The organism is Salinicola sp. DM10, from assembly GCF_017306975.2.
GTDB lineage: Bacteria > Pseudomonadota > Gammaproteobacteria > Pseudomonadales > Halomonadaceae > Salinicola.
Genome location: NZ_JAFLEN020000004.1, coordinates 125287 through 146561, shown reverse-complemented (window position 1 = coordinate 146561; position 21275 = coordinate 125287). Strand labels below are relative to the sequence as shown.

The 21275-nt window shown below is 67.4% G+C and carries 18 protein-coding genes; 14 read left to right on the top strand and 4 right to left on the bottom strand.

Annotated features, from left to right (window positions below):
• Positions 1 to 172: 172 nt before the first annotated feature.
• From J0A90_RS14805 to J0A90_RS14790, 4 genes are read left to right on the top strand one after another with little or no spacing between them, the layout of a single operon-like run.
• A complete protein-coding gene (locus J0A90_RS14805) occupies positions 173 to 1267 on the top strand; it encodes an aromatic ring-hydroxylating dioxygenase subunit alpha (protein ID WP_207031473.1) in 1095 nt (364 codons plus the stop codon).
• Positions 1268 to 1280: 13 nt separating this feature from the next.
• Complete coding sequence (locus tag J0A90_RS14800; RefSeq protein ID WP_207031475.1) at positions 1281 to 2000, top strand: GntR family transcriptional regulator; 720 nt, start codon at positions 1281 to 1283, stop codon at positions 1998 to 2000.
• A 28-nt stretch (positions 2001 to 2028) separates the two neighbouring features.
• A complete protein-coding gene (locus J0A90_RS14795) occupies positions 2029 to 3039 on the top strand; it encodes a PDR/VanB family oxidoreductase (protein WP_207031477.1) in 1011 nt (336 codons plus the stop codon).
• Between the two features lie 34 nt (positions 3040 to 3073).
• Positions 3074 to 4462 carry an MFS transporter gene (locus tag J0A90_RS14790; protein WP_207031479.1) on the top strand — a complete coding sequence of 463 codons (1389 nt, stop codon included), beginning with the start codon at positions 3074 to 3076 and terminating at the stop codon, positions 4460 to 4462.
• 151 nt (positions 4463 to 4613) lie between these two features.
• Here the strand turns inward: J0A90_RS14790 and J0A90_RS14785 are convergent, their stop codons facing one another.
• From J0A90_RS14785 to doeA, 3 genes are all read right to left on the bottom strand, one after another.
• Positions 4614 to 5087, bottom strand: coding sequence for an Lrp/AsnC family transcriptional regulator (locus J0A90_RS14785; protein ID WP_207031481.1), 474 nt, complete (start codon positions 5085 to 5087; stop codon positions 4614 to 4616).
• Positions 5084 to 6163, bottom strand: a complete 1080-nt coding sequence (gene doeB / locus J0A90_RS14780; protein WP_207031490.1) for a N(2)-acetyl-L-2,4-diaminobutanoate deacetylase DoeB — start codon at positions 6161 to 6163, stop codon at positions 5084 to 5086. The genes J0A90_RS14785 and doeB overlap by 4 nt, the downstream gene beginning before the upstream one ends.
• 167 nt (positions 6164 to 6330) lie before the next feature.
• Positions 6331 to 7530, bottom strand: coding sequence for an ectoine hydrolase DoeA (gene doeA / locus J0A90_RS14775; protein WP_207031500.1), 1200 nt, complete (start codon positions 7528 to 7530; stop codon positions 6331 to 6333).
• Between the two features lie 199 nt (positions 7531 to 7729).
• Between doeA and J0A90_RS14770 the strand changes: the two genes are divergently transcribed.
• The 5 genes from J0A90_RS14770 (at position 7730) to J0A90_RS14750 (ending at position 13431) form a co-directional block, all read left to right on the top strand.
• Entirely contained in the window at positions 7730 to 9136 is a 1407-nt protein-coding gene (locus J0A90_RS14770; protein ID WP_207031502.1) for a PLP-dependent aminotransferase family protein, read from the top strand.
• Positions 9137 to 9178: 42 nt separating this feature from the next.
• Positions 9179 to 10114 (top strand): glyoxylate/hydroxypyruvate reductase A, encoded by a 936-nt coding sequence (locus J0A90_RS14765; protein ID WP_207031504.1) that lies wholly within the window; start codon positions 9179 to 9181, stop codon positions 10112 to 10114.
• A gap of 214 nt (positions 10115 to 10328) precedes the next feature.
• Positions 10329 to 11612 (top strand): MFS transporter, encoded by a 1284-nt coding sequence (locus tag J0A90_RS14760; protein ID WP_207031506.1) that lies wholly within the window; start codon positions 10329 to 10331, stop codon positions 11610 to 11612.
• Between the two features lie 118 nt (positions 11613 to 11730).
• Positions 11731 to 12414 (top strand): hypothetical protein, encoded by a 684-nt coding sequence (locus tag J0A90_RS14755; protein ID WP_207031508.1) that lies wholly within the window; start codon positions 11731 to 11733, stop codon positions 12412 to 12414.
• A gap of 90 nt (positions 12415 to 12504) precedes the next feature.
• Positions 12505 to 13431, top strand: a complete 927-nt coding sequence (locus tag J0A90_RS14750) for a lysine exporter LysO family protein (RefSeq protein WP_207031510.1) — start codon at positions 12505 to 12507, stop codon at positions 13429 to 13431.
• A gap of 140 nt (positions 13432 to 13571) precedes the next feature.
• On the opposite strand, the gene J0A90_RS14745 is transcribed toward J0A90_RS14750, so the two are convergent.
• Positions 13572 to 15161 (bottom strand): carbohydrate porin, encoded by a 1590-nt coding sequence (locus J0A90_RS14745; RefSeq protein WP_207031513.1) that lies wholly within the window; start codon positions 15159 to 15161, stop codon positions 13572 to 13574.
• Between the two features lie 473 nt (positions 15162 to 15634).
• Here J0A90_RS14745 and J0A90_RS14740 point away from each other — a divergent pair, with 473 nt between their 5' ends.
• The 5 genes from J0A90_RS14740 (at position 15635) to J0A90_RS14720 (ending at position 21254) form a co-directional block, all read left to right on the top strand.
• Complete coding sequence (locus tag J0A90_RS14740) at positions 15635 to 16900, top strand: ABC transporter substrate-binding protein (protein ID WP_207031514.1); 1266 nt, start codon at positions 15635 to 15637, stop codon at positions 16898 to 16900.
• A gap of 39 nt (positions 16901 to 16939) precedes the next feature.
• Entirely contained in the window at positions 16940 to 17926 is a 987-nt protein-coding gene (locus J0A90_RS14735; RefSeq protein ID WP_370635800.1) for a carbohydrate ABC transporter permease, read from the top strand.
• The gene (locus tag J0A90_RS14730; RefSeq protein ID WP_207031516.1) at positions 17923 to 18765 is read left to right on the top strand and encodes a carbohydrate ABC transporter permease; all 843 of its coding nucleotides are present in this window, start codon (positions 17923 to 17925) and stop codon (positions 18763 to 18765) included. Before J0A90_RS14735 ends, J0A90_RS14730 begins: the two co-directional genes overlap by 4 nt.
• 72 nt (positions 18766 to 18837) lie before the next feature.
• Positions 18838 to 19962 (top strand): ABC transporter ATP-binding protein, encoded by a 1125-nt coding sequence (locus tag J0A90_RS14725; protein ID WP_207031518.1) that lies wholly within the window; start codon positions 18838 to 18840, stop codon positions 19960 to 19962.
• Entirely contained in the window at positions 19959 to 21254 is a 1296-nt protein-coding gene (locus J0A90_RS14720) for an ABC transporter substrate-binding protein (protein ID WP_207031520.1), read from the top strand. The genes J0A90_RS14725 and J0A90_RS14720 overlap by 4 nt, the downstream gene beginning before the upstream one ends.
• Positions 21255 to 21275 lie beyond the last annotated feature (21 nt).

Genomic DNA, 21275 nt, shown 5'->3' with positions numbered 1-21275 from the left:
TACATCTTTTGGCTAAAAAACGCACAAAATCGTCGCCAAAAAGAGCGCCCAGGCGTAAGCATGTATACACGCCGTGCCATCCACCCCCGATTTCCGGGCCGGCCACCCGCGTCATGACCGCCGCGCGAGCCGTCCGCCGACACCACGGCGTGAACCCGAGAGGAGATGACCCATGTCCAACCGTGGCTATCCGTTGAACGCCTGGTACGCCGCCGCCTGGGGCCATGAGATACAGCACCGGCTCACGCCGCGCACCCTCTGCGAAACCGATCTGGTGCTCTATCGCCGCAGCGACGGCGAGATCGCCGCGCTGCAGGATGCTTGCTGGCACCGCCTGCTGCCGCTGTCGCTGGGCCGCCTGGATGGCGACAGCGTGGTGTGCGGCTATCACGGCCTGGCCTTCGACCCCCATGGCCGCTGCACCCATATGCCGTCGCAGGAGACGATCAACCCTGCCGCCTGCGTGCGCAGCTTCCCGGTGGCCGAGCGCCACGCCCTGGTGTGGGTGTGGATGGGCGACCCGGCCCGGGCCGACACCGCCACCATCCCCGATTTCCACTGGAACGCCGACCCCGCTCTGGCCGGCCGCGGCGGGACCTTCTACAGCCTGCAGTGCGAATACCGGCTGGTGATCGACAACCTGCTCGACCTCACCCACGAGACCTTCGTCCACGCCGGCAGCATCGGCCACGACTCGATCACCCGGGCGCCGTTCGACGTCACCCACGACGAGCGCAGTGTCACCGTCCAGCGCTGGATGCTCGACGGCGATGCCCCACCCTTCTGGGCCCGCCAGCTGGGCCGCGACGTGCCGGTGGATCGCTGGCACAACATCCATTTCGAGGCGCCCTCGACCATCGTCGGCGATGTCGGCGTGGCCGAAGCCGGCACAGGCGCGCCCCAGGGCGACCGCTCCCACGGCGTGACCGGCTACTTCCTGGCGGCGCTGACGCCGGAGACCGCCACCAGCTGCCACTACTTCTGGAACTTCGTGCGCGATCACCACCTCGACGACCCCAACTGGACCGAATACCTGCACTACGCCCACGTCAACGACGGCCAGGGGGTCTACGACCAGGACAAGGCGGTGCTCCAGGCGCAGCAGATCGCGGTCTCGAAGCATGACCGCCCGCCGTTCTACAACCTCAACATCGACGCCGGCGCGATGTGGGCGCGGCGCATCATCGATCGCCTGATCGCCGCCGAGGAGACGCCACCCGCCGGTGAGCGGGTGGCGACGCCCAGCGTCTTCGCGCGCCAGGCCTGAGGACGCGATCACCATGCGCCAATCGCTGAAAGCGCTGCTGACCCTGCGCAACTGGATTCTCGACGGCACCCTGAGCGCCGGCGAGCGCCTGTGGGAACCGACCCTGGCGACCCGTCTGGCGGTGTCGCGCACGCCGTTGCGCGAGGCCCTGGTGCGCCTCGAACACGAGGGGCTGGTCGAGGCCGCCGAGCGCGGCGGCTATGCGGTGCGCGGCTTCTCCCCCGACTACCTCAAGCAGACGATCGAGATCCGCGGCACCCTGGAAGGGCTCGCCGCGCGTCAGGCGGCCGAGGCGCGCCACCCGGCGTCACGCCTGGCCCCCCTGCACCGGCTGGTCGAGCACATCGACACCATCGTCTCCCGGGCGCAGCTCGACGAAGAGGCGCTGAATCGCTATGTCACGCTCAACGGCGAATTCCACCAGCATCTGCTCGCCCTTGCCAAGAGCATGGCGCTGAGCGAGGCGCTGGAGCGCATCGGCAATCTGCCCTTCGCCTCGCCCAGCGCCTTCGTCATGAGCTACGCCCACTCCGCCTCCGCCCACCGCATCCTGTTCATCGCCAACGATCAGCACCGCTGCCTGGTCGACGCCCTCGCCGCCGGTGAGGGCGCGCGGGCCGAGCAGATCGCCCGCGAGCACGCGCGCATCGCCCAGCGCAACCTGGACAGCGCCCTCGCCCATCCCGCCGGGCTGAATGCCGTCAGTGGCGGTGCGCTGATCCGTCAACCATGATTCCGCCGCGTGCGGCCAGGAGAGTCCCATGAACCCTCGCAGCCTGCCTTCGGTCCACACCCCGCCCCGCTGGGAGTCGGCTACCCTCGCGCGCTGTCACGACCTGGGCAGCGACGTGCGCCTGTTCGAGGTGCGCACGGACAGCGGCGCGACCGCAGCCTATACCCCGGGGAGCCATCTGCCGCTGCAGCTCGAGTTCGATGGCCACCCCCAGACCCGCCACTACTCGCTGCTCGAGGAGGCCGGCGACGCCGGCGTCTACCGCTTCGCGGTCAAGCGCCTGGCCCACAGCCGCGGTGGCAGCGAGCACCTGTGGCAGCTCGCCCCCGGCGATCCGCTGACCATCGCGGCACCGGCCAACCACTTCCCGCTGTCGTTCGCCAGCCCCGAGTACCTGCTGATCGCCGGCGGTATCGGTATCACCCCGCTCTACGGCATGGCGCTGGCACTCCAGCGCGCCGGCAAGCGCCTGCGTCTGATCTATGTCTCCCGGGACAGTGCCCGCGATCACTTCGCCACGGCGCTCTCTGAACTGGGCGCGGCGCTGGAGGTGTACTCGGATTCGGCCAGCGCAGCGCCGGCGATCGCCCGCGCGGTGACCGCCCTCGACCCGGCCGGAGAGGCCTATCTGTGTGGCCCGGCGGGCCTGCGCAGGCATGTCCGCGCGCTGTGGGAAGCCGAGGCGCGGCCACCCTGGGCGCTGCGCTACGAGACCTTCGCCAACGGTGGCGAGCGCCCGGAGGAGACCTTCGAGGTCAGCGTGCGCAATCTGGGGATCAGCTTCGAGGTGCCGCCGCATCGCTCACTGCTGGAGTCGCTGCTCGATCACGACATCGAGGCACTCTACGACTGCCAGCGCGGCGAGTGCGGCCTGTGTGCGGTCGACGTGGTCAGTCACGAAGGCAGCATCGACCACCGCGACGTCTACTTCAGCGCCCGCCAGCACGCCGCTGACGACAAGCTGTGTACCTGCGTCTCGCGCATCGCCGGCCACGGCCGCGTGGTGATCGACACCCGCCGTCAGGGTATCCGCGACTGACGCGCGCCGTTTCACCCCCAGGAGGGAAAAGGGTATGACACTGGACACCGCCGCTGACATCGATCCGCGCAAGCTGCTCGACGATGCTCCGATGGGGCGCGCCCAGGTGCTGGCCGTGGCGACCACGGTCGCACTCAATGCGCTGGATGGCTTCGACGTGCTGGCGATCAGCTTCGCCGCACCGGGTATCGTCGCCGAGTGGGGGATCAACCGCGCCGAGCTCGGCGTAGTGCTGGCCATGGAACTGATCGGCATGGCCCTGGGCTCGATCCTGCTCGGCGGGGTGACCGATCGTGTCGGCCGGCGTCCGGTCAACCTCGGCTGCCTGCTGCTGATGGCGCTGGGCATGCTGATGGCCGCGCGTGCCGACAGCGTGGCGGAGCTGGGTGCCTGGCGCGTGCTCACTGGGGTCGGCATCGGCGGCATGCTCGCCTCGATCAACGCCACCGCCGCCGAGTACGCCAACCGCAAGAGCCGCAATCTGTGCGTCTCGCTGATGGCGATCGGCTATCCGCTGGGCGCCATCGTCGGCGGCACCATCGCCGCTCAGCTGCTGCGGCTGTTCGACTGGCGCGCGGTGTTCTACTTCGGCGCGCTGATGACGGTGCTGATGATTCCGCTCACCGCCTGGCTGCTGCGCGAGACCGTACCCTACTTGTGCCAGCGCCGCCCCGCTGGTGCGCTCGACAAGATCAACCGCGAACTGCGTCGTCTCGGCCACGCCACGGTGGCGCGGCTACCGGCACCGCCGGCCCGAAGCGACGGCGACTCGCCACTGGCGCTGTTCGGCCCCGGCTTGATCCGCGTCACCCTGCTGCTGACGCTGGCCTACTTCATGCACATCGCCACCTTCTATTTCATCCTCAAGTGGGTGCCGGAGATCGTCGTCGGCATGGGGTTCGACCCCGCCAACGCCGCCGGCGTACTGGTCTGGGCCAATATCGGCGGCGCCCTGGGCGGTGCCTTGCTGGGGCTGCTCGGGCGCCATCTGCCGATCCATCGCCTCACCATAGCCGCGCTCTGCCTGTCGGTGATCATGGTGACCCTGTTCGGCCACGGTGCCGACTCGCTGGCCGGCATCTCGCTGCTGGTCGCGGTGACCGGTTTCTGTACCAACGCCGGTGTGGTCGGCCTCTACGCGCTCTTCGCCCAGCGCTTCCCCACCGCCCAGCGCGCCTCCGGCACCGGCTTCGCGATCGGCATCGGCCGCGGCGGTGCGGCGCTCTCACCCATCGTGGTCGGCGTGCTGTTCACCCTCGATCTCGACCTGCAGGCGGTGGCGATCGTCATGGCCCTGGGGGCCGCGATCGCCGCCGTGGCGGTGCTGCTGCTCGGCCCCGAGCCGATTCAAACAGAGCAGCCCCGAGCCCAAGAAGAGAATACCTCCCACGCCCGGCTCACGTCGGATAGCCAGAGCGGCTAGGGGTACCCGCGCCGCTGTCGTCCCGGATGTTCTTACTAACGCCCAGACGCAGAAAACCCGGCATATGCCGGGTTCTTCTGATGAGAACGACACACCTGGCAAACAGGTGAGAAGGGGCGGAGCTGGCATTCAAACTCAGGACGCCCGCCCCTCAGCTCTCGGGGTTGGGCAGTGCCGGTGGCCCGTGACGCTTGACCGTCTTGGTGACGATATAGGTAAAGTAGCGTTCGATGCCGAGATCCGACACCAGCCAGGCGTCAATCAGGCGCTGGTAGGCGTCGATGCTCTCCAGCTCGATCTTGACCAGATAATCCATGCCGCCGCCAATGGCGAAGCACTCGGCCACGGCGTCGCTATCCTCGACCAGGCGCTCGAAGCGCGCGAAGCTCTCGGCATTGTGCTGCTTGAGTTCGATCTGGACCCATACCGGCGTCAGCTTGACCAGCACCTCGGTGTCGATCCGCGCACTGTAGCCACGAATGACGCCCGCCTTCTCGAGCCGCTTGACCCGCTCCCAGCAGGGGCTGACGGAGAGGTTGATCGCCTCCGCCAGGCGCGATTTGGTGATGCGCCCGTCGCGGCTCAGGATCGCCAGGATCTTGAGATCGTAGCGGTCGAGTCTCATTCGACCGGCTTCGGGGTCGATAAAGCGCCGACCGGCTTCGGGGTCGAGAACGAATCTCTCTCCAACGACTGCACCACCTCGGCGACCACCGCGATGGTGTCACCCATGCCGACCTTGGCCGGGAAGCGCCGAGCGATCAGCACGCCATCGCGCTGGGCGCGGTACTCGACCGGGTCGGTACCGGTGCGGGTCATGTCATAGATTCGCGCCAGCACGTCGCCCTGCTTGACCATCTCCCCCAGCGACACCGTAAGCTCCAGCAAACCAGCGTGCTCGCTCTGCACATAGCAGCTGGCATCGGGCATATCGACGTAGATCATCGGCTCGTCGGCGGTCTCCAGCTCACCGTCGATCAAGCCGTAGTGGATCAGGAAGTTGCGCACGCCGCGCTCGCTGATGGCCAGGCTGGCCGGGGTCGAGGTGCCGCCGCCGCCGAGTTCGGTGGTGACGAAGGTCTTGCCCTGGGACTCCACCGCAGTGTCGTAGAGCCGGGTGGCGTCGAGCTCGAACATCATCATCGCGTAGGGCGCGCCGAAGGCCACCGCGCCGCCCAGGCTGGCGCGCTCCTGGTTCAGATCGTCGAGGCGATGCGCGGCGGCGAAGGGCACGATATCCAGGGTGCGCCCCCCGGAGTGCAGGTCGAGCGCGACGTCGCACATCGGCACCAGCACGCGGGTGAAGTAGTCGGCGATCTGGCTGGTCACGCTACCGTCGGGGTCGCCGGGAAAGCTGCGGTTGAGGTTACCGCCATCCAGCGGCGAGGTGCGCTTGCCGGCTTCCGCCGCCGGCAAGTTCATCATCGGTACGATGATCACCCGCCCGCGCACGTCACCCGCCTCGAGGCTGTTGGCGAGCTTCATCAGCGCGGTGATGCCCTCGTACTCGTCGCCATGGTTGCCGCCGGTGAGCAGCGCCGTCGGCCCTTCGCCGTTGGCGACCACGGTGATCGGGATCATCACCGCGCCCCAGGCGGACTCGTCCACCGAGATCGGCAGCTTGAGAAAACCGTGCTGCACGCCCTGGGCGTCGAAGTCGACGCTGGCGCTGATCGGACTGGGACGCGGGGATGCGGACATGTGAACTCTCCTCACTGAAGCGAATGGTGCGCCCTTGGCTCCTGGCCACCGGACGCAGCATCGAAAAATGACCTTTCGTACAGAACCTCAGACCGCATCGGCACGACACCTATCTGACAAACGGCTGGTCGTCTGACAAACGGCTGGTCGGCGAACGGCTGGCGCGCCTATTTGACGAACAGCTGGCGGGGAAACTCGCACAGCGGCTCGGCGCCCTGCTCGGTGATCAGGATACTCTCGGTGATCTCCAGGCCCCAGTCGTCCATCCACATGCCGGGCATGAAGTGGAACGTCATCCCCGGCTCGAGGATCGTCTCGTCCGAGGGGCGCAGGCTCATGGTGCGCTCGCCCCAATCCGGCGGATAGCTGATTCCGATGGGGTAGCCACAGCGCGCGCCGCCGCGGTCGAAGCCATACTTGTCCATCGCCGCACCCAGCGCCAGCGCGATATCGGCACAGCGGTTGCCGGGCTTGGCCACGGCGAGGCCGTTCTCGATACCTTCGAGCAGCGCCGACTCGCCACGCAGGAACTCCTTGGGCGGCGTGCCCAGGAAGACCGTACGCGACAGCGGCGCGTGGTAGCGCTTGTAGCAGCCGGCGATCTCGAAAAACGTCCCTTCGCCGCGGCGGAACGGGGTGTCGTCCCAGGTCAGGTGAGGCGCGGCGGCATCGCTGCCGGTGGGCAGCAGCGGCACGATGGCAGGATAGTCGCCGCCATGCACCACGCCGTTGGGGTCGGTCCAGCCCTCGGTGCCGACGCGGTAGATCTCGGAGACCAGCTTGCTCTTGGCCAGGCCCGGCTCGATCATCTCCAGGATGCGCGAGTGCATGCCCTCGACGATGCGCGCCGCGACGCGCATGTAGGCGATCTCCTGCGGCGACTTGATCGCGCGGCACCAGTTGACCAGCGCCGTGGCATCGCTCAACTGGGCGTGGGGCAGCTCCTTGACCAGGCTGGTGTAGGCCCGCGCCGAGAAGTAGTAGTTGTCCATCTCCAGGCCGATGCTGCCGGTATGCCAGCCATACTCCGGCAGTACCGACTGGGCCAGATACTCCATCGGATGCATGTCCGGGTTCTGCACGTAGTAATCCGGGTAGTAGCGTACCCGCTCCTCGTGCATCCAGCAGGTGCGCCAAGCACCGTTGGCATCCTGACGCCGGCCGTACCACACCGGCTCGCCTTCCAGCCCCACCAGCACGCACTGATGGACATAGAACGACCAGCCGTCGTAGCCGGTCAGCCAGGCCATATTGGAGGGGTCGCTGACGATCAGCACATCGAGGCCACGGTTGGCCATCGACACGCGCACCTTGTGCAAACGGCTGGCGTACTCTTCACGCGAAAAAGGCAGGGAAACCTGGAACATGGAGCCACTCGACTAACGGGACCGAATTATCAGGACGCAGGCTGCCAGCGCGCCTAGCACCGGCCTGTCCTACCGCTTGCCGACCGGATGTGAAATTGTCATGATCGATTCTCGCAAAAATCAGGACAATTAGCGGTCAATGCATCAAGGGCGATAGTAGCATCGTCGCGCGTCCTGGCGTCAAAGGCTTTATTGCATCATGACAATCGACCTCACACCCTATCTATCGACCCAGGGGCCGAAGTATCTGGCGATCGCCCGTGCCCTGGCCGAGGCGCTGCGCCACGGCGCCATTTCGCCGGGTACCCGACTGCCCACCCACCGCGAGCTGGCGGAGACCCTCGGGGTCAGCGTGCAGACCGTATCCCGGGCCTACGAGCAGGCAGAGAAGAGCGGCCTGGTGCAGGCCCGGGTCGGCAGCGGCACCTGGATTCGCGATACCGAGGGCGATACCGAAAACGAGTTCCTGCGCGCACCGGCCACCCTCGCCGACGACAGCCTGATCGATCTCTCGATCGCCCATCCGGTGTGTCTGCCGTCCCACCATCTGCGCTTTCGGGAAGCCCTGGCGGAGCTTGCACGTACCGCCCACGCCGACGTGATCGGCGCCTGCCGCCCGATCGCCGGCCTGATCCATCAGCGCGAGCGTGCCGACGCCTGGCTGCGCGAGCGCCTGGGGGTGCCCGGCGAGGTGGAGGAGCGGCTGCTCTGCAACGGTGCCGCCCACGGCCTGATGCTGGCGATCGCCACCGTGGTCCAGCACGGCGACATAGTGCTCACCGAGTCGCTCACCGACCACGGTCTGATCTCGCTGGCGCGCACGCTTGGCTTCCAACTGCGCGGGGTCGCCATCGACCATCAGGGCGTGCTGCCCGAGGCGCTGGAAGCGGCCATCGTGCGCCACCGCCCGCGGGCGGTGTGCCTCACCCCGACCCAGCTCAACCCCACCGGTGCGACCATGGAGAACGCGCGGCGCGATGCCGTCGCCCGGGTGCTCGAGCGCCACGGCGTGTGGCTGATCGAGGACGACGTCCACGCCCTGCTCGAACCGCCCGGGCTGACCCCGCTCACCGCGCGCCTGCCGCTGCAGAGCTTCCATGTCACCAGCCTGACCAAGGCCACCGTGCCCGGGCTGCGCGCCGGCTATCTCAGCGTGCCCCGCGGGCAGATGCACCACACCCTGCCGCGCCTGCGCGCCACCAGTTGGATGGCGACACCGCTGGTGTTCGAGCTGGCCGACTACTGGCTCGCCAACGGCATGATCGATACGCTGGCGCATGAACAGCGCCAACTGCTCGCCGAGCGCCAATCGCTGACCGCTCGCCGTCTGGCCGGCCACGCCATCGATGCGCGACCCAGCAGCCTGCACGCCTGGATCGCGCTGCCGTCGCCGTGGCGCGCCGAGGAGCTCAAGCAGCAGGCGCGTCAGGAGGGCGTGGCGATCACCACCGCGCAGCCGTTTCTGGTCGCGCAGACGCCGGCGCCGCAGCGCGTGCGTCTCAGCCTGGGCGCCGAGAGCGACCTGGGGCGGCTGGCCCACGCCCTCGACGTGCTCGCCCGGCTGCTCGGCGAAGCACCGCCGCCGATGCTGGAAATCGTCTACTGAAGCGGGCGCGTTCCCGCGCCGGCGCTACGCCCAGGAGGCAACATGCAGGTACTGATCTATCACCAGGACGCCGCGCAGTGGCGCGACGTACTCGCCCAGCGCCTGCCCGAGGCGCAATTCCACCTGGGCGCCGAGCACGGCAACCCCCAGGTCGACTATCTGGTGGCGTGGAAGCCGCCGGCCTCGCTGTTCGAGGAGCAGCGTGGGCTGCGCGGTATCGTCAATCTTGGTGCCGGGGTCGACGCCCTGCTCAACAACCCCGCACTGCCGCGCGAGATTCCCATCGTCAAGCTGCGCGACGCCGGTATGGGCGAGCTGATCGGCGACTACGTGCGCTACGGCGTGCTCCACTTCCAGCGCGACTTCGACCGCTACCAGCGCCAGCAGCGCACGCAGAGCTGGCGCGAGGCCCCGGTGGTCGACAAGGCCGAGTGGGGTATCGGCGTACTCGGCCTGGGCGCGATCGGTACCCGCGTAGCGCAGATGCTGGCCGCCGACGGCTATCCCGTGCACGGCTGGAGCCGCTCGCCCAAGCAGCTCGAGGGCATCACCTGCCACCATGGCGATGCCGGTCTCGATGCCTTGCTCGGTCAGGTCATGACGCTGGTGACGCTGTTGCCGGACACCCCGGCCACCCGTCACCTGATCGATCGCGAGACCCTGGCCAAGCTGCCCGCCGGGGCCAGCCTGATCAATCCCGGGCGCGGCACCTTGATCGACGAAACCGCCCTGCTAGACGCCCTCGGCAGCGGCGAGGCCGACGACGACGCGCACCTGCGCGGGGCGCTGCTCGACGCCTTCCCACAGGAGCCGCTGCCGGCCGAGAGCCCGCTATGGCGCCACCCGCGCATTCTGATCACCCCGCACATGGCCGGCCCCACGCCGATTGGCGCCGCCGCCGATCAGGTCGCCGAGGCCCTGGGCCGGCTATCCCGTGGCGAGGCGGTCGAGACCATCGACCCCGATGCCGGCTATTGAAAACAGCCATGAACATAGCCACCGACGACACCCGACACTGCGATCGCGCCGCGGCCGAATCCAGCCACGCCTGCGCACTTCACCCTAGCGCGGGTCTCATCCACACTGCGGTGAGCGCCCCTCGGGCTGGCTGCGGCTGAGCGACCGCGCCCCCGAAGCATTGGTCAGGCTACAGGTCAGGCGTCGTTCACGAGCGCCTAGAGAGGTGAATGCGATGAGAGCAATCTCCAGCACCAGCTTCGCGGCGTTCGGCGCGGTGCTCATTGCCATCAGCTATGGCGTGGCGCGTTTCGCCTTCGGCCTTTTCGTCCCGCAGATCCGCGACGACCTGGCCCTCACCACCTACACGATCGGCGTGATCGGCGCGCTGCCGCTGGTGAGTTTCCTGCTCTCCACCGGCTTCGCCCCGGTACTCGCCAACCGCCTGGGCGCGCGCTATGCGGCGATGATCTCGGCCAGCTTCGGTGTCGTCGGGTTGGCGCTCATCAGCCAGGCGGCGAGCGCCATCACCCTGGGTATCGGCGTCTTCTCCTGCGGTATCTGCACCGGGCTGATGATGCCGGCACTGACCACAGGCATGCAGGCCGTGGTCAAGCGCACCCTGCATGCGCGGGTCAGCTCGTTCATGAACGCGGGCACCAGCATCGGCATCATGGTTGCCGTGCCCACGGTGATTTTCATGACCGGCGCCTGGCGCACGGCCTACCTCTCGTTCACCGCCCTGGCCATCGCCGGCCTGTGTGCCACCTGGTTCTTCCTGCCCGCGGTATCGCGGCTGACGCCCGCCGAGGCCGCCCCACCGCCGCCGCTCGGTGAGCTGCCGTGGTCGCGTCTGATCCGCCTGTCGCTGTTCGCGTTCTTGATGGGCTTCGTCTCGTCGGCATACTGGATCTTCGCCCCCGATCTGGTGATCACCCTCGGCGGCGGCTCGGCAGGCGCCACCGGCTGGCTCTGGTTCGCGGTGGGCGTGGCGGGGCTGGGCGGCGCCGTGGTCGCCGACCTCGCCGACCGCAACAATCCGCCGATCACCCAGGCGCTGATGCTGATGATGCTCGCCGCCAGCATGCTGCTGCTGGCGGCCAACCCGGCACAGCCCGGGCTGACACTCTTTTCGGCGCTGATCTTCGGGCTCTCCTATATGAGCTTGACCGGGCTCTATCTGATGACCGGTATCCGTCTGCTGCCGGGGCGTCTGTCGGCCGGCCCGGTGTTTCCCTTCATGGCCGTGGCGCTGGGCCAGGCGGCGGGCTCGCCGGTGATCGGGCGCTTGATCGATCTGTTCGACTACACCTACGCCTTCTCGCTGATCGCCGCGCTGGGCATCGTCGTTGCCATCCTCTCGCCCTTCTATCCCGGCTATATCGCCGAGGCCCAGGAGGAGCCCGAAGAGGAGGCCGGGCTGGAGGGCGCTTACGCCTATCAGCTCCAGGACGAGGCGGGCCAGCCGCTGGAGGACCCAGCGGACGATGCCCTGGAGGAGGCCAAGCCCATAGCGTGATCTGGGGCAGGCTGCCAAGGCCGGGTGCACAAGAAACGCGGCACCCGACCTCGGCACAGGTGAACCTTTGGCCGAAACCGGCATCAACAGAGCCAAGCCTCCAGCCTGAGTCAAGACGATGTCCACCCTCACCTCGGCGCTACTCTCACTCGCCCTACTGCTGCTGGGCACGACCACGGCGCTGGCGCAAAGCGCACCGACGCCCTTCGTGGCCCACTACCGCCTGGCCATCAGCGGCTGGCCGGATGCCACCATCACCCATCGCCTGAGCCGGCACGGCGAGACCTGGGAGAGCGCCATGCAGGCCAGCATCAAGATCGCCCACGGCGAGGAGCGTGGGCGCTTCGCGGTGTCTGGCGATGACGTGCAGGCCCTCGACTACACCTCGGGCTACTCGCTGCTGGGGATCGGCGATGACTACCATCTGAACGCCAAGCAGCTGAAACGTCTGCCCGACCGCCAGACCGCGCTGTTCGAGCTCGCGCGCACGGCCCCCGAAGCGCGCTGTCGCAGCGACCAGGTCTCGCCCTGTCAGTTGACCTATCAGGATCACAAGGGACGCGACAAGACGCTCTACTATCGGGTGACCGGTGAAGAGGAAGTCACCACACCGGCCGGCAAGTTTCCGGGCGTCAGCGTCGATACCTGGGACGCCGACCCGGACAAGCGCGGCCGCCATCTGTTCCTGACCTTCGACCGCGACGTGCCCGGCCTGCTGCTGGCCAGCCGCTACGTGCGCGACGGTGAGCAGCGCAGTCAGCTCAGCCTGCTCGATGTCAGCTTCCCGCGCGAAGGGAGTTGAATGACTTAGCGTCTCGAATTACAGTTTCGACTCGTCAACGGGCGCCCCAACAGGGCGCCCGTTTTCATTGTTCATGTTGCTGAGGCCGCCATGCTGCTGGGCTTGCTGTGGATACTATTGCCGCTGATCGTCGGCTATCTGATACCGGTCCGACACGCCGGCGTGCGCCGCGGCATCGACCGCGGCGTGAGCGCCTCGGTCTACGTCATCCTGCTGCTGATGGGCATCGGCCTGGGCGGGATGGAGAACCTGCTGGGCCAGCTCTCGACCATCGGCGCCACCGCCACCACCCTGTTCCTGGTGATCTCGCCGCTCAATCTGCTCGCCCTGTGGTGGCTGTCGCGGCGACCGCTGGCGCGGGTCGAGCGCATCGCCGGCGACGATGCACCGCCGCTGGGCAAGTGGCAGGCAATGAAGGGCTCGGTGCTGCTGTGCGCCGTGGTCGCCGGCGGTGTGCTGCTCGGCGCGGGCATGCGCCTGCTCGGCTGGCATCCGGCGGCCCAGGCCGAGACCCTGGCCACCTGGACCCTCTACGCCCTGCTCGGCCTGATCGGCTGCCAGCTGCGCAATTCAGGGCTCGGGCTGCGTCAGATCCTGCTCAACCGGCTGGGGCTGGCGATCGCCGGCGTGGTACTGGTGAGTTCGCTGCTCGCCGGGCTGCTCGCCGCACCGCTGCTGGCGCTGCCCTGGAATCAGGGCATGGCGCTGGCCGCGGGCTTCGGCTGGTACTCGCTGTCGGGCATTCTGATCGGCGACCAGATCGGCCCCGTACTGGGGGGAGCGGCCTTCTTCAACGACTTGGCCCGGGAGCTGCTGGCCTTTCTGCTGGTGCCGCTGTTCATCCGCGGCGCGGTGCCGCTGGCGATCGGCTACAGCGGCGCCACGGCGATGGACTTCACCCTGCCGGTGATCCAGAAGCACGGCGGCATCGCCTGCGTGCCGGTGGCCATCGTCAGCGGCTTTCTGCTCTCGCTGCTCTCACCGCCGCTGATCCTGCTGCTGCTCTCGTTCAGCTGACCTCGCACCGCCTTTCACCTCTCACCCACCAGCGCTGCCCAGCACGTCTGAAACGCGACACCCCGCCGATCACGACCGGCGGGGTGTCGGGTCACACGGCCCGCCGCTGAGGGCGGGCTCGAGCCAGATCGGCTCTCGGTCTAGAACCACACCTCCATCTGCGTACCAAAGGTCCACTGCCCGCCGGTGAAGTTGTCCTTGCCCAGGGCATCGTCGCCAGCGAAGTTGTTGAGCTCGCTATCCCAGTCGCTGTAGCTGGCGAATACGCGGATCTCCGGGCGCTGCCAGAAGCCGCCCACCTGGGGCTTGAAGGTTGGCGCCAGGGTAAAGCGGGTGTAGCCGCCCTCCACCGCATTGCGCCCCTTGTAGCCCTTGGGATCGAGGTCCATCCACTGATAGCTGGCTTCATACTGCATCTCGAAGTTCTGGGTCAGCTCGTTGGCGAAACGCAGGTTGAAGGTGGCCCAGTCGTAGCTATCGCCGTTGGCGTAGCGATCCTCGCTGGTCTGAGCCAGCACCGCCGGGGCCACGCGCCAGCGCGGCGCCACATAGGTGGTGCCGTAGAGCGCCAGCCGCGTGGTCTTGGCGTCGTCGGTCAGATTGCCGTCGGAACCCAGCGCCTTGACCTCGGCACCCAGCCCTTCACCGTGGAGCAGCGCGGCGACGGTATTGCCCTCGCTCACCCCGAAGAAGCTGTCACCGTGGTAGGCGAGCATGCCATGGAAGCCATGGTCGGCCGCCTTGGCGCTGCTGCCGGTATCGCGCTCGTCGTTATCGTTGGCGGAGAGACCACTGAGCATCCACTGGAACGGGCCGACATAGTTGTTGGTGGAGAGGATCAAGGCATCGGTACTGCCGGTCAGGTCCGGGTCTTCGCTGGTGACCACCGGGAATTCGCTGAAGCTGCGCCCGTAGAGCGTGAGGTTGGTGCTCCAGTCGTCGTTGACCGCCACGTCGTAGACACCGGCACCGGTACCGGCGAGGAAGATGACATCGCTGTCGAGCCAGTGGATATCGAAGTTGTTGCGATCGAAGCGCTTACCGGCCCAGATCTTGGCGTTCTCGAAGGGGCCGGTGAAGCTGGGCAGATCGCTGAACTCGACGAACGCCTGACGCACGTTGAGCTGCGACTCGTCGGCGGTCCAGTCGTTACTGGTAGTGGTGCCATCCGCCAGCATGATGCGATAGAGCGACTTGGCACCGTTGTCGAAGGTCTGGTTGTAGTTGAGCACGGTCTCGACATAGGTGTCCGGCTCGTTGCCCAGCCGCCCCACCGCTCCACCGGTGGCGCCCGCCGGAGTCAGGTAGGGGCCGCCGGGGGCGCTCTTGCCATCGTCGCCGAGCAGCAGCCCGGAGCGGGCGTAGACGCTCAGCGAGAGACCGTCGTCAGCGTTCTTGGCCGCCTCGGCGCTGCGACTTTCGGCCTGGCTCTCGACCGCGGCGAGGCGCGTGTCGAGGGACTGATCCTCGAGTGAATCGAGCTTCTGCTCGGCCAGATTGGCGCGCTGTTCGGCGGTGGCTGCGCGCTGCTCGGCCGCGGCCACTCTGGCTTCGAGGGCCGCCAGGCGCGCTTCCAGGCTGGGATTCGACTGCGCCTGCGCCGCGGAGACGGCACCCAATGAGGCCAGTGCCACCCCGATGGCGAGTCCGGTCTTGCGAAACCCCGGTGTTGCCTGGCGCGCCGTGCGCCGGCGTGAACGTTCGATCGAATCGACCGCTGATCTGGACATGACATGCTCCTGTTGTGGTTGTTGTCGTCCCCCTCGCCCGCCGGGCGCTACTCCTCCGACTCGTCCGCCGACTCGGCGGGAGCGCCGCGCCGTCTTTCCCGGGCCCGATTCCGGTCCCCTGCCCTGGCCCAAGAGTGACGGTATTTGCGAGACGTGACGCAAGGCGGAACTTAAACGTTTAAGAGTCGTATGAAAACATCGACAAAAGGCGCTGTGACCAAGGTCTAAAGCGCTCGCGTCAGGGTTATCGACTATCGATCGTGCCTTTCATCTCTCAAGTCTTTACAACCAAAGTCCGGGTTGAGCCGGCGCAAACAAGTGGCATAACTTGGCTGCGAACTTAAACGATTAAGATCGCGTCTGGATTGCCGCAGATCAAGGCGAGCCGCATCCAACCGCGACACTCGGGCGCACGGCGATGACCACCGACGAGATCGCCCACAACAACAACCGGCACTCCCCAGGAGCCCAGGATGAAAACACGTTCTCTGCTAATGCTGGCGACCACCCTGACCGTCGCGGGCCAGGTCCAGGCCGCCGATCTCACCATCTCCTGCGGCGCGGTCGGCGCCGAGCTCACGCTGTGCAAGGAGGGGGTTGCGCGCTGGGAAGCGCAGAGCGGTCACAGCGTCGAGGTGGTCTCGACACCCAACTCCGCCACCGAGCGGCTCTCGCTCTATCAGCAGATCCTCAACGCGCGCTCCGGTGATATCGACGTGTTCCAGATCGACGTGGTGTGGCCGGGCATGCTGGCGCCGCACCTGATCGACCTCAACGAATACCTGCCCAAGGGCACCACCGATGACTTCTTCGAGGCCATCGTCGACAACAACACCGTCGATGGCCGACTGGTGGCGATGCCGTGGTTCACCGATGCCGGGGTGCTCTACTACCGCAAGGATCTGCTGGATAAGTACGGCCTTGAGGTGCCCACCACCTGGGAGCAACTGACCGAGGCGGCACGCACCGTCCAGGCCGGCGAGCGCCAGGCCGGACACAAGGATTTCTGGGGCTTCGTGTTCCAGGGACGCGCCTATGAGGGGCTGACGGTGGACGCGCTGGAGTGGATCGCCAGCTATCCCGACGGTGGCACCATCGTCAATGATGCCGGCGATATCACCATCGACAATCCGCAGGCGGCCAAGGCGCTGACCCTGGCAGCGAGCTGGATCGGCGATATCTCGCCCCAGGGGGTGCTCAACTACACCGAGGAGGAGTCGCGCGGGGTATTCCAGTCCGGCAATGCGCTGTTCATGCGCAACTGGCCCTACGCCTGGGATCTGGTGCAGTCCGAGCAGAGCGACATCCGTGACAAGGTCGGCGTGGTGGCGCTGCCCGCCGGCGGCGCCGACGGCCACAGTGCGGCGGTGCTCGGCGGCTGGAACCTGGCGGTCTCGCGCTACAGCGAGCACCCGCAGATGGCCGCCGACCTGGTGGCCTTCCTGACCTCTCCGGAAGAGCAGAAGCGCCGCGCCATCGAAGGCTCCTATAACCCGACGCTGCCGGCGCTCTACAAGGACAAGGAAGTGCTCGCCGCGGTGCCCTTCTTCGGCACCCTCTACACCACTTTCACTTCGGCGATTCCGCGCCCCTCGGCGGTGACCGGCGACAAGTATCCGCGGGTCTCCAACGCTTTCTTCAACACCGTGCATGAAGTGCTCTCCGGCAAGGTCGACGCGGCCCAGGGTCTGGCGTCGCTGCAGAGCGAACTCGAGCGCATCAAGCGGCGCCGCTGGTAAGCGGCCGGGAGGCAATCCATGGCTAATCGGCAACCCACGATGGCGCAGACGCCGGCCGCCCCGACACCGGGCGGCACGCTGGAGACTACCCAGCCGGTACGGCCGCGCCGCGAGCGCGGCACCCGGGTCCGTCGGCGCCGGGTGCGCGCGGCCTGGCTGTTCCTGACCCCGATGCTGGTCGGCCTGGCGCTGGTCGCCGGCTGGCCGCTGGCGCGCACTTTCTGGTTCAGCGTCACCGACGCCAGCCTGTCGAGCCTCGAAGGCGCCAACTTCATCGGGCTCGAGAACTACCTGGTCTATGACAACGGCTGGTACGGCATCCTCGCCGACCCGCTGTGGTGGCAGTCGGTGTGGAACACGCTCTACTTCGCGCTGGTGTCGGTATCGCTGGAGGCGGTGCTGGGGGTGATCGTGGCGCTGGTGCTCAACGCCCACTTCCGTGGCCGCACCCTGGTACGCGCGGCGATGCTGATCCCGTGGGCGATCCCCACCGTGGTCTCGGCCAAGATCTGGGCGTGGATGCTCAACGATCAGTTCGGAATCATCAACCACCTGCTGATGACCCTGGGGCTGATCGACGCGCCGCTGTCGTGGACCGCCGATGCCAGCCTGTCGATGTGGGCGGTGATCATGGTCGACGTGTGGAAGGCGACCCCGTTCGTCGCCCTGCTGGTCCTCGCGGCGCTGCAGATGCTGCCCTCGGACTGCTACGAGGCGGCCAAGGTCGACGGTATCCATCCGGTCCGGGTGTTCTTCCGCGTCACCCTGCCGCTGATCACCCCGGCCCTGCTGGTGGCGGTGATCTTCCGCGCCCTGGACGCGCTGCGCGTGTTCGACGTCATCTACGTGCTGACCTCCAACGCCACCTCGACCATGACGATGTCGATCTACGCGCGCCAGCAGCTGGTGGAGTTCCAGGACGTGGGCTATGGCAGCGCCGCCTCGACGCTGTTGTTCATGATCATCGCGCTGGTCACGGTGGTCTATCTCTATCTCGGACGCCGCCAGCTGGGAGGTGGGTCATGACGCTGCGCAGACTCAAGGCCATCGCACTGAGAACCGGCTTCTGGCTGCTGGTGGCGGTGCTGGTGCTCTATGCCATCTTCCCCTTCTACTACGCCATCGTGACCTCGCTGAAGCCGTCGAGCCAGCTGTTCGAGGTGAGCTACTGGGTCGATAGCCTGGACTTCTCCAACTATGTCACGGTGCTGTCGCAGCCGACCTTCCTGGCCGCGATCCGCAACTCCGTGGTGGTCGCCATCAGCGTGGTGCTCATCGCACTGCTGCTGGGTCTGACCGCGGCCTGGGCGCTGGGCCGGGTGCGCTTTCGCGGGCGCACCACGGTGATGATGATCGTGCTGGGGGTGTCGATGTTCCCCCAGGTGGCGGTGCTGTCGGGGCTGTTCGAGGTGATCCGCACGCTCGATCTCTACAACTCCCCCGGCGGGCTGATCCTCAGCTACACCATCTTCACCCTGCCGTTCACGGTGTGGATTCTGACCACCTTCATGCGCCAGCTCCCCGACGAACTCGAGGAGGCTGCGATCGTCGACGGCGCCTCGCCCTGGGTCACGCTGACCAAGGTGTTCATGCCGCTGTTGTGGCCGGCGATGGCCACCACCGGCCTGCTGGCCTTCATCGCGGCGTGGAACGAGTTCCTGTTCGCCCTGACCTTCACCCTGACCGACTCGCAGCGCACGGTGCCGGTGGCGATCGCGCTGATCTCCGGCGGCAGCCAGTACGAGCTGCCGTGGGGGCCGATCATGGCCGCCTCGGTGATCGTCACCGTGCCGCTGGTGGTGCTGGTGGTGATCTTCCAGCGGCGGATCGTCTCCGGGCTCACCGCCGGTGCCGTCAAGGGCTGAACGCCCGTGATGCTTTCCGCGACTACTGATTTGCGCCACTACCGCTTTCCCCGTTTTCGGGTAGGAGAAACTATGGCTGGTCTGACGCTCGAACGAGTCAACAAGCGCTTCGGCAGCACCCAGGTGATCGACGACGTCTCGATGCAGATCGACAACGGCGAGTTCATCGTCTTCGTCGGCCCCTCGGGCTGCGGCAAGTCGACCCTGCTGCGCCTGATCGCCGGGCTCGAATCGATCACCCACGGCGATCTGATGATCGACGACCAACGGGTCAACAATCTGACGCCGCCTGAGCGCGGCATCGGCATGGTGTTCCAGTCCTATGCGCTCTATCCGCACATGAGCGTCTACGACAACATCGCCTTCGGTCTGAAACTGGCCAAGCAGGACAAGCAGACGGTGGACGAGCGGGTCCGCCAGACGGCCAAGATCCTGCAGCTCGACGAGCTGCTGGAGCGCCTGCCCAAGGCGCTTTCCGGCGGCCAGCGCCAGCGCGTGGCGATCGGCCGCGCGATGGCCCGCGAGCCCAAGATCCTGCTCTTCGACGAGCCGCTCTCCAACCTCGACGCAGCGCTGCGGGTGCAGACCCGCAACGAGATCGCGCGGCTCCACGAGCGCCTGGGCTCGACCATGATCTACGTCACCCACGATCAGGTCGAGGCGATGACCCTGGCCGACCGTATCGTGGTGCTCAACGCCGGCCACGTTGAGCAGATCGGTACCCCGCGGGAGCTCTACGAGCGCCCGGCGTCGCGCTTCGTTGCCGGCTTCATCGGCTCGCCCAAGATGAACTTCATCCAGGTCACCGCCGAGGCCGATGCCGAGCAGGGCTGCCGCGTGGAGATTCCCGCCGTCGGCCAGCGCACGCTGCCGCTGGCCCTGAGCGCCGGTGGCCCCAGCGAGACCACGCTGGGCGTGCGCCCGGAGCATCTGATCCCCACCGCCAGCGAGAGCGGCGAAGGCCTCGAGATCGTCAACGTCGAGTACCTCGGCAGCGAAGCCTACCTCTACCTGGAGCGCGATGACGGCGAGCTGCTGGTGTGCCGCACCCAGGCGCCCAGCCCGTTCCGCCGCGGCCAGCGGGTGACGCTCGATTTCGATCCGACTCACGCCCATCTGTTCGACCGCGACGGGCGCGCGGTGCCCCCGCACGAACGTCGCGAATCCCGTTCCGAGCCGCAGGGAGCCGCCTCATGAAAGGTCCCACTCACTCTCTTTTCGTGAACAAGTCGCGCGGCTGGCGTGCCGCCCTGGGCCTGCTGGCACTGCTGGGAGCCACCTCGACGGCCCAGGCCGCCGAGGTGGCCATCGCCTGCGGCGGCGGCGGCGACGGCGACTACTGCCCCACCGCGGCGCGCGCCTGGGCGGCGCAGAGCGGCAACAGCGTCAAGGTGGTGACCACCCCCAACGCCACCACCGAGAAGCTGGCGCTGTTCCAGCAGTTGCTCAACAGCCACTCCCAGGATGTCGACGTGATGATGGTCGATATCGCCTGGCCGGGGCTTTTGGCACCGCATCTGCTCGACCTCGGCGAGGCCGTGCCGCCGGCCGAGCGCGAGGCTTTCTTCCCGGCGCTGATCGAGGCCAATACCGTCGATGGCCGGCTGGTGGCACTGCCCTGGTACACCGATGCCGGCCTGCTCTACTACCGCCAGGATCTGCTCGACAAGTACCAGCGCCCGGTGCCCGAGACCTGGCAGGAGATGGCCGACACCGCGGCCAGCATTCAGCAGGCCGAGCGCGCCGCCGGCGCTGCCGAGATGTGGGGTTTCGTGTTCCAGGGCCGCGCCTACGAAGGCCTGACCTGCAATGCGCTGGAGTGGATCGCCGGCTACGGCGGCGGGCGCATCGTCGAAGCCGACGGCACGATCACGCTGGACAACCCCCGGGCCACGGCGGCACTGACCGAGGCGGCGAGCTGGATCGGAACCATCGCCCCGCGTGGGGTACTCAACTACACCGAGGAGGAGGCCCGCGGGGTGTTCCAGAGCGGCAATGCGGTGTTCATGCGCAACTGGCCCTACGTCTGGTCGCTGGCCCAGCGTGAGGGCAGCCGGGTGCGCGGCAAGATCGGCGTCGCGCCGCTGCCCCACGGCCCCGATGCCGACTCGGTGAGCACCCTGGGCGGCTGGAACTTCGCCGTCTCGCGCTACACCGACACGCCGGAGGCGGCGATCTCGCTGGCACACTATATGACCAGCGCCGATGTGCAGCGCCGTCACGCCCTGAACAACGGCATGAATCCGACCCGGATCGCGCTCTACGACGACCCCGAGGTGGTGGCGGCCAACCCCACCATGAGCGTGCTGCGCCCGGTGCTGATGAACGCGGTGGCGCGCCCCTCGGCGGTGACCGGTGAGGCCTATGCCCGGGTCTCCAACGCCATCTTCAACGGCGTACACGCGGTGCTCTCCGGACGCATCCAGCCGGCGGCGGCACTCGCCGACCTCGACCAGACCTTGACCCGACTCAAGCGGCGGCAGTGGTGATCGCCACGCCGGCCCTGACCC

Bases quoted from the DNA above. Each gene is read 5' to 3' on its own strand.
- doeA (WP_207031500.1), bottom strand. From the start codon at position 7,530: ATGTTCCAGGTTTCCCTGCCTTTTTCGCGTGAAGAGTACGCCAGCCGT.
- J0A90_RS14740 (WP_207031514.1), top strand. From the start codon at position 15,635: ATGAAAACACGTTCTCTGCTAATGCTGGCGACCACCCTGACCGTCGCG.
- J0A90_RS14760 (WP_207031506.1), top strand. From the start codon at position 10,329: ATGAGAGCAATCTCCAGCACCAGCTTCGCGGCGTTCGGCGCGGTGCTC.
- J0A90_RS14795 (WP_207031477.1), top strand. From the start codon at position 2,029: ATGAACCCTCGCAGCCTGCCTTCGGTCCACACCCCGCCCCGCTGGGAG.
- J0A90_RS14720 (WP_207031520.1), top strand. From the start codon at position 19,959: ATGAAAGGTCCCACTCACTCTCTTTTCGTGAACAAGTCGCGCGGCTGG.
- J0A90_RS14805 (WP_207031473.1), top strand. From the start codon at position 173: ATGTCCAACCGTGGCTATCCGTTGAACGCCTGGTACGCCGCCGCCTGG.
- J0A90_RS14765 (WP_207031504.1), top strand. From the start codon at position 9,179: ATGCAGGTACTGATCTATCACCAGGACGCCGCGCAGTGGCGCGACGTA.
- J0A90_RS14755 (WP_207031508.1), top strand. From the start codon at position 11,731: ATGTCCACCCTCACCTCGGCGCTACTCTCACTCGCCCTACTGCTGCTG.
- J0A90_RS14750 (WP_207031510.1), top strand. From the start codon at position 12,505: ATGCTGCTGGGCTTGCTGTGGATACTATTGCCGCTGATCGTCGGCTAT.
- J0A90_RS14725 (WP_207031518.1), top strand. From the start codon at position 18,838: ATGGCTGGTCTGACGCTCGAACGAGTCAACAAGCGCTTCGGCAGCACC.
- J0A90_RS14745 (WP_207031513.1), bottom strand. From the start codon at position 15,161: ATGTCCAGATCAGCGGTCGATTCGATCGAACGTTCACGCCGGCGCACG.
- J0A90_RS14730 (WP_207031516.1), top strand. From the start codon at position 17,923: ATGACGCTGCGCAGACTCAAGGCCATCGCACTGAGAACCGGCTTCTGG.
- J0A90_RS14735 (WP_370635800.1), top strand. From the start codon at position 16,940: ATGGCGCAGACGCCGGCCGCCCCGACACCGGGCGGCACGCTGGAGACT.
- J0A90_RS14770 (WP_207031502.1), top strand. From the start codon at position 7,730: ATGACAATCGACCTCACACCCTATCTATCGACCCAGGGGCCGAAGTAT.
- J0A90_RS14785 (WP_207031481.1), bottom strand. From the start codon at position 5,087: ATGAGACTCGACCGCTACGATCTCAAGATCCTGGCGATCCTGAGCCGC.
- J0A90_RS14800 (WP_207031475.1), top strand. From the start codon at position 1,281: ATGCGCCAATCGCTGAAAGCGCTGCTGACCCTGCGCAACTGGATTCTC.
- doeB (WP_207031490.1), bottom strand. From the start codon at position 6,163: ATGTCCGCATCCCCGCGTCCCAGTCCGATCAGCGCCAGCGTCGACTTC.
- J0A90_RS14790 (WP_207031479.1), top strand. From the start codon at position 3,074: ATGACACTGGACACCGCCGCTGACATCGATCCGCGCAAGCTGCTCGAC.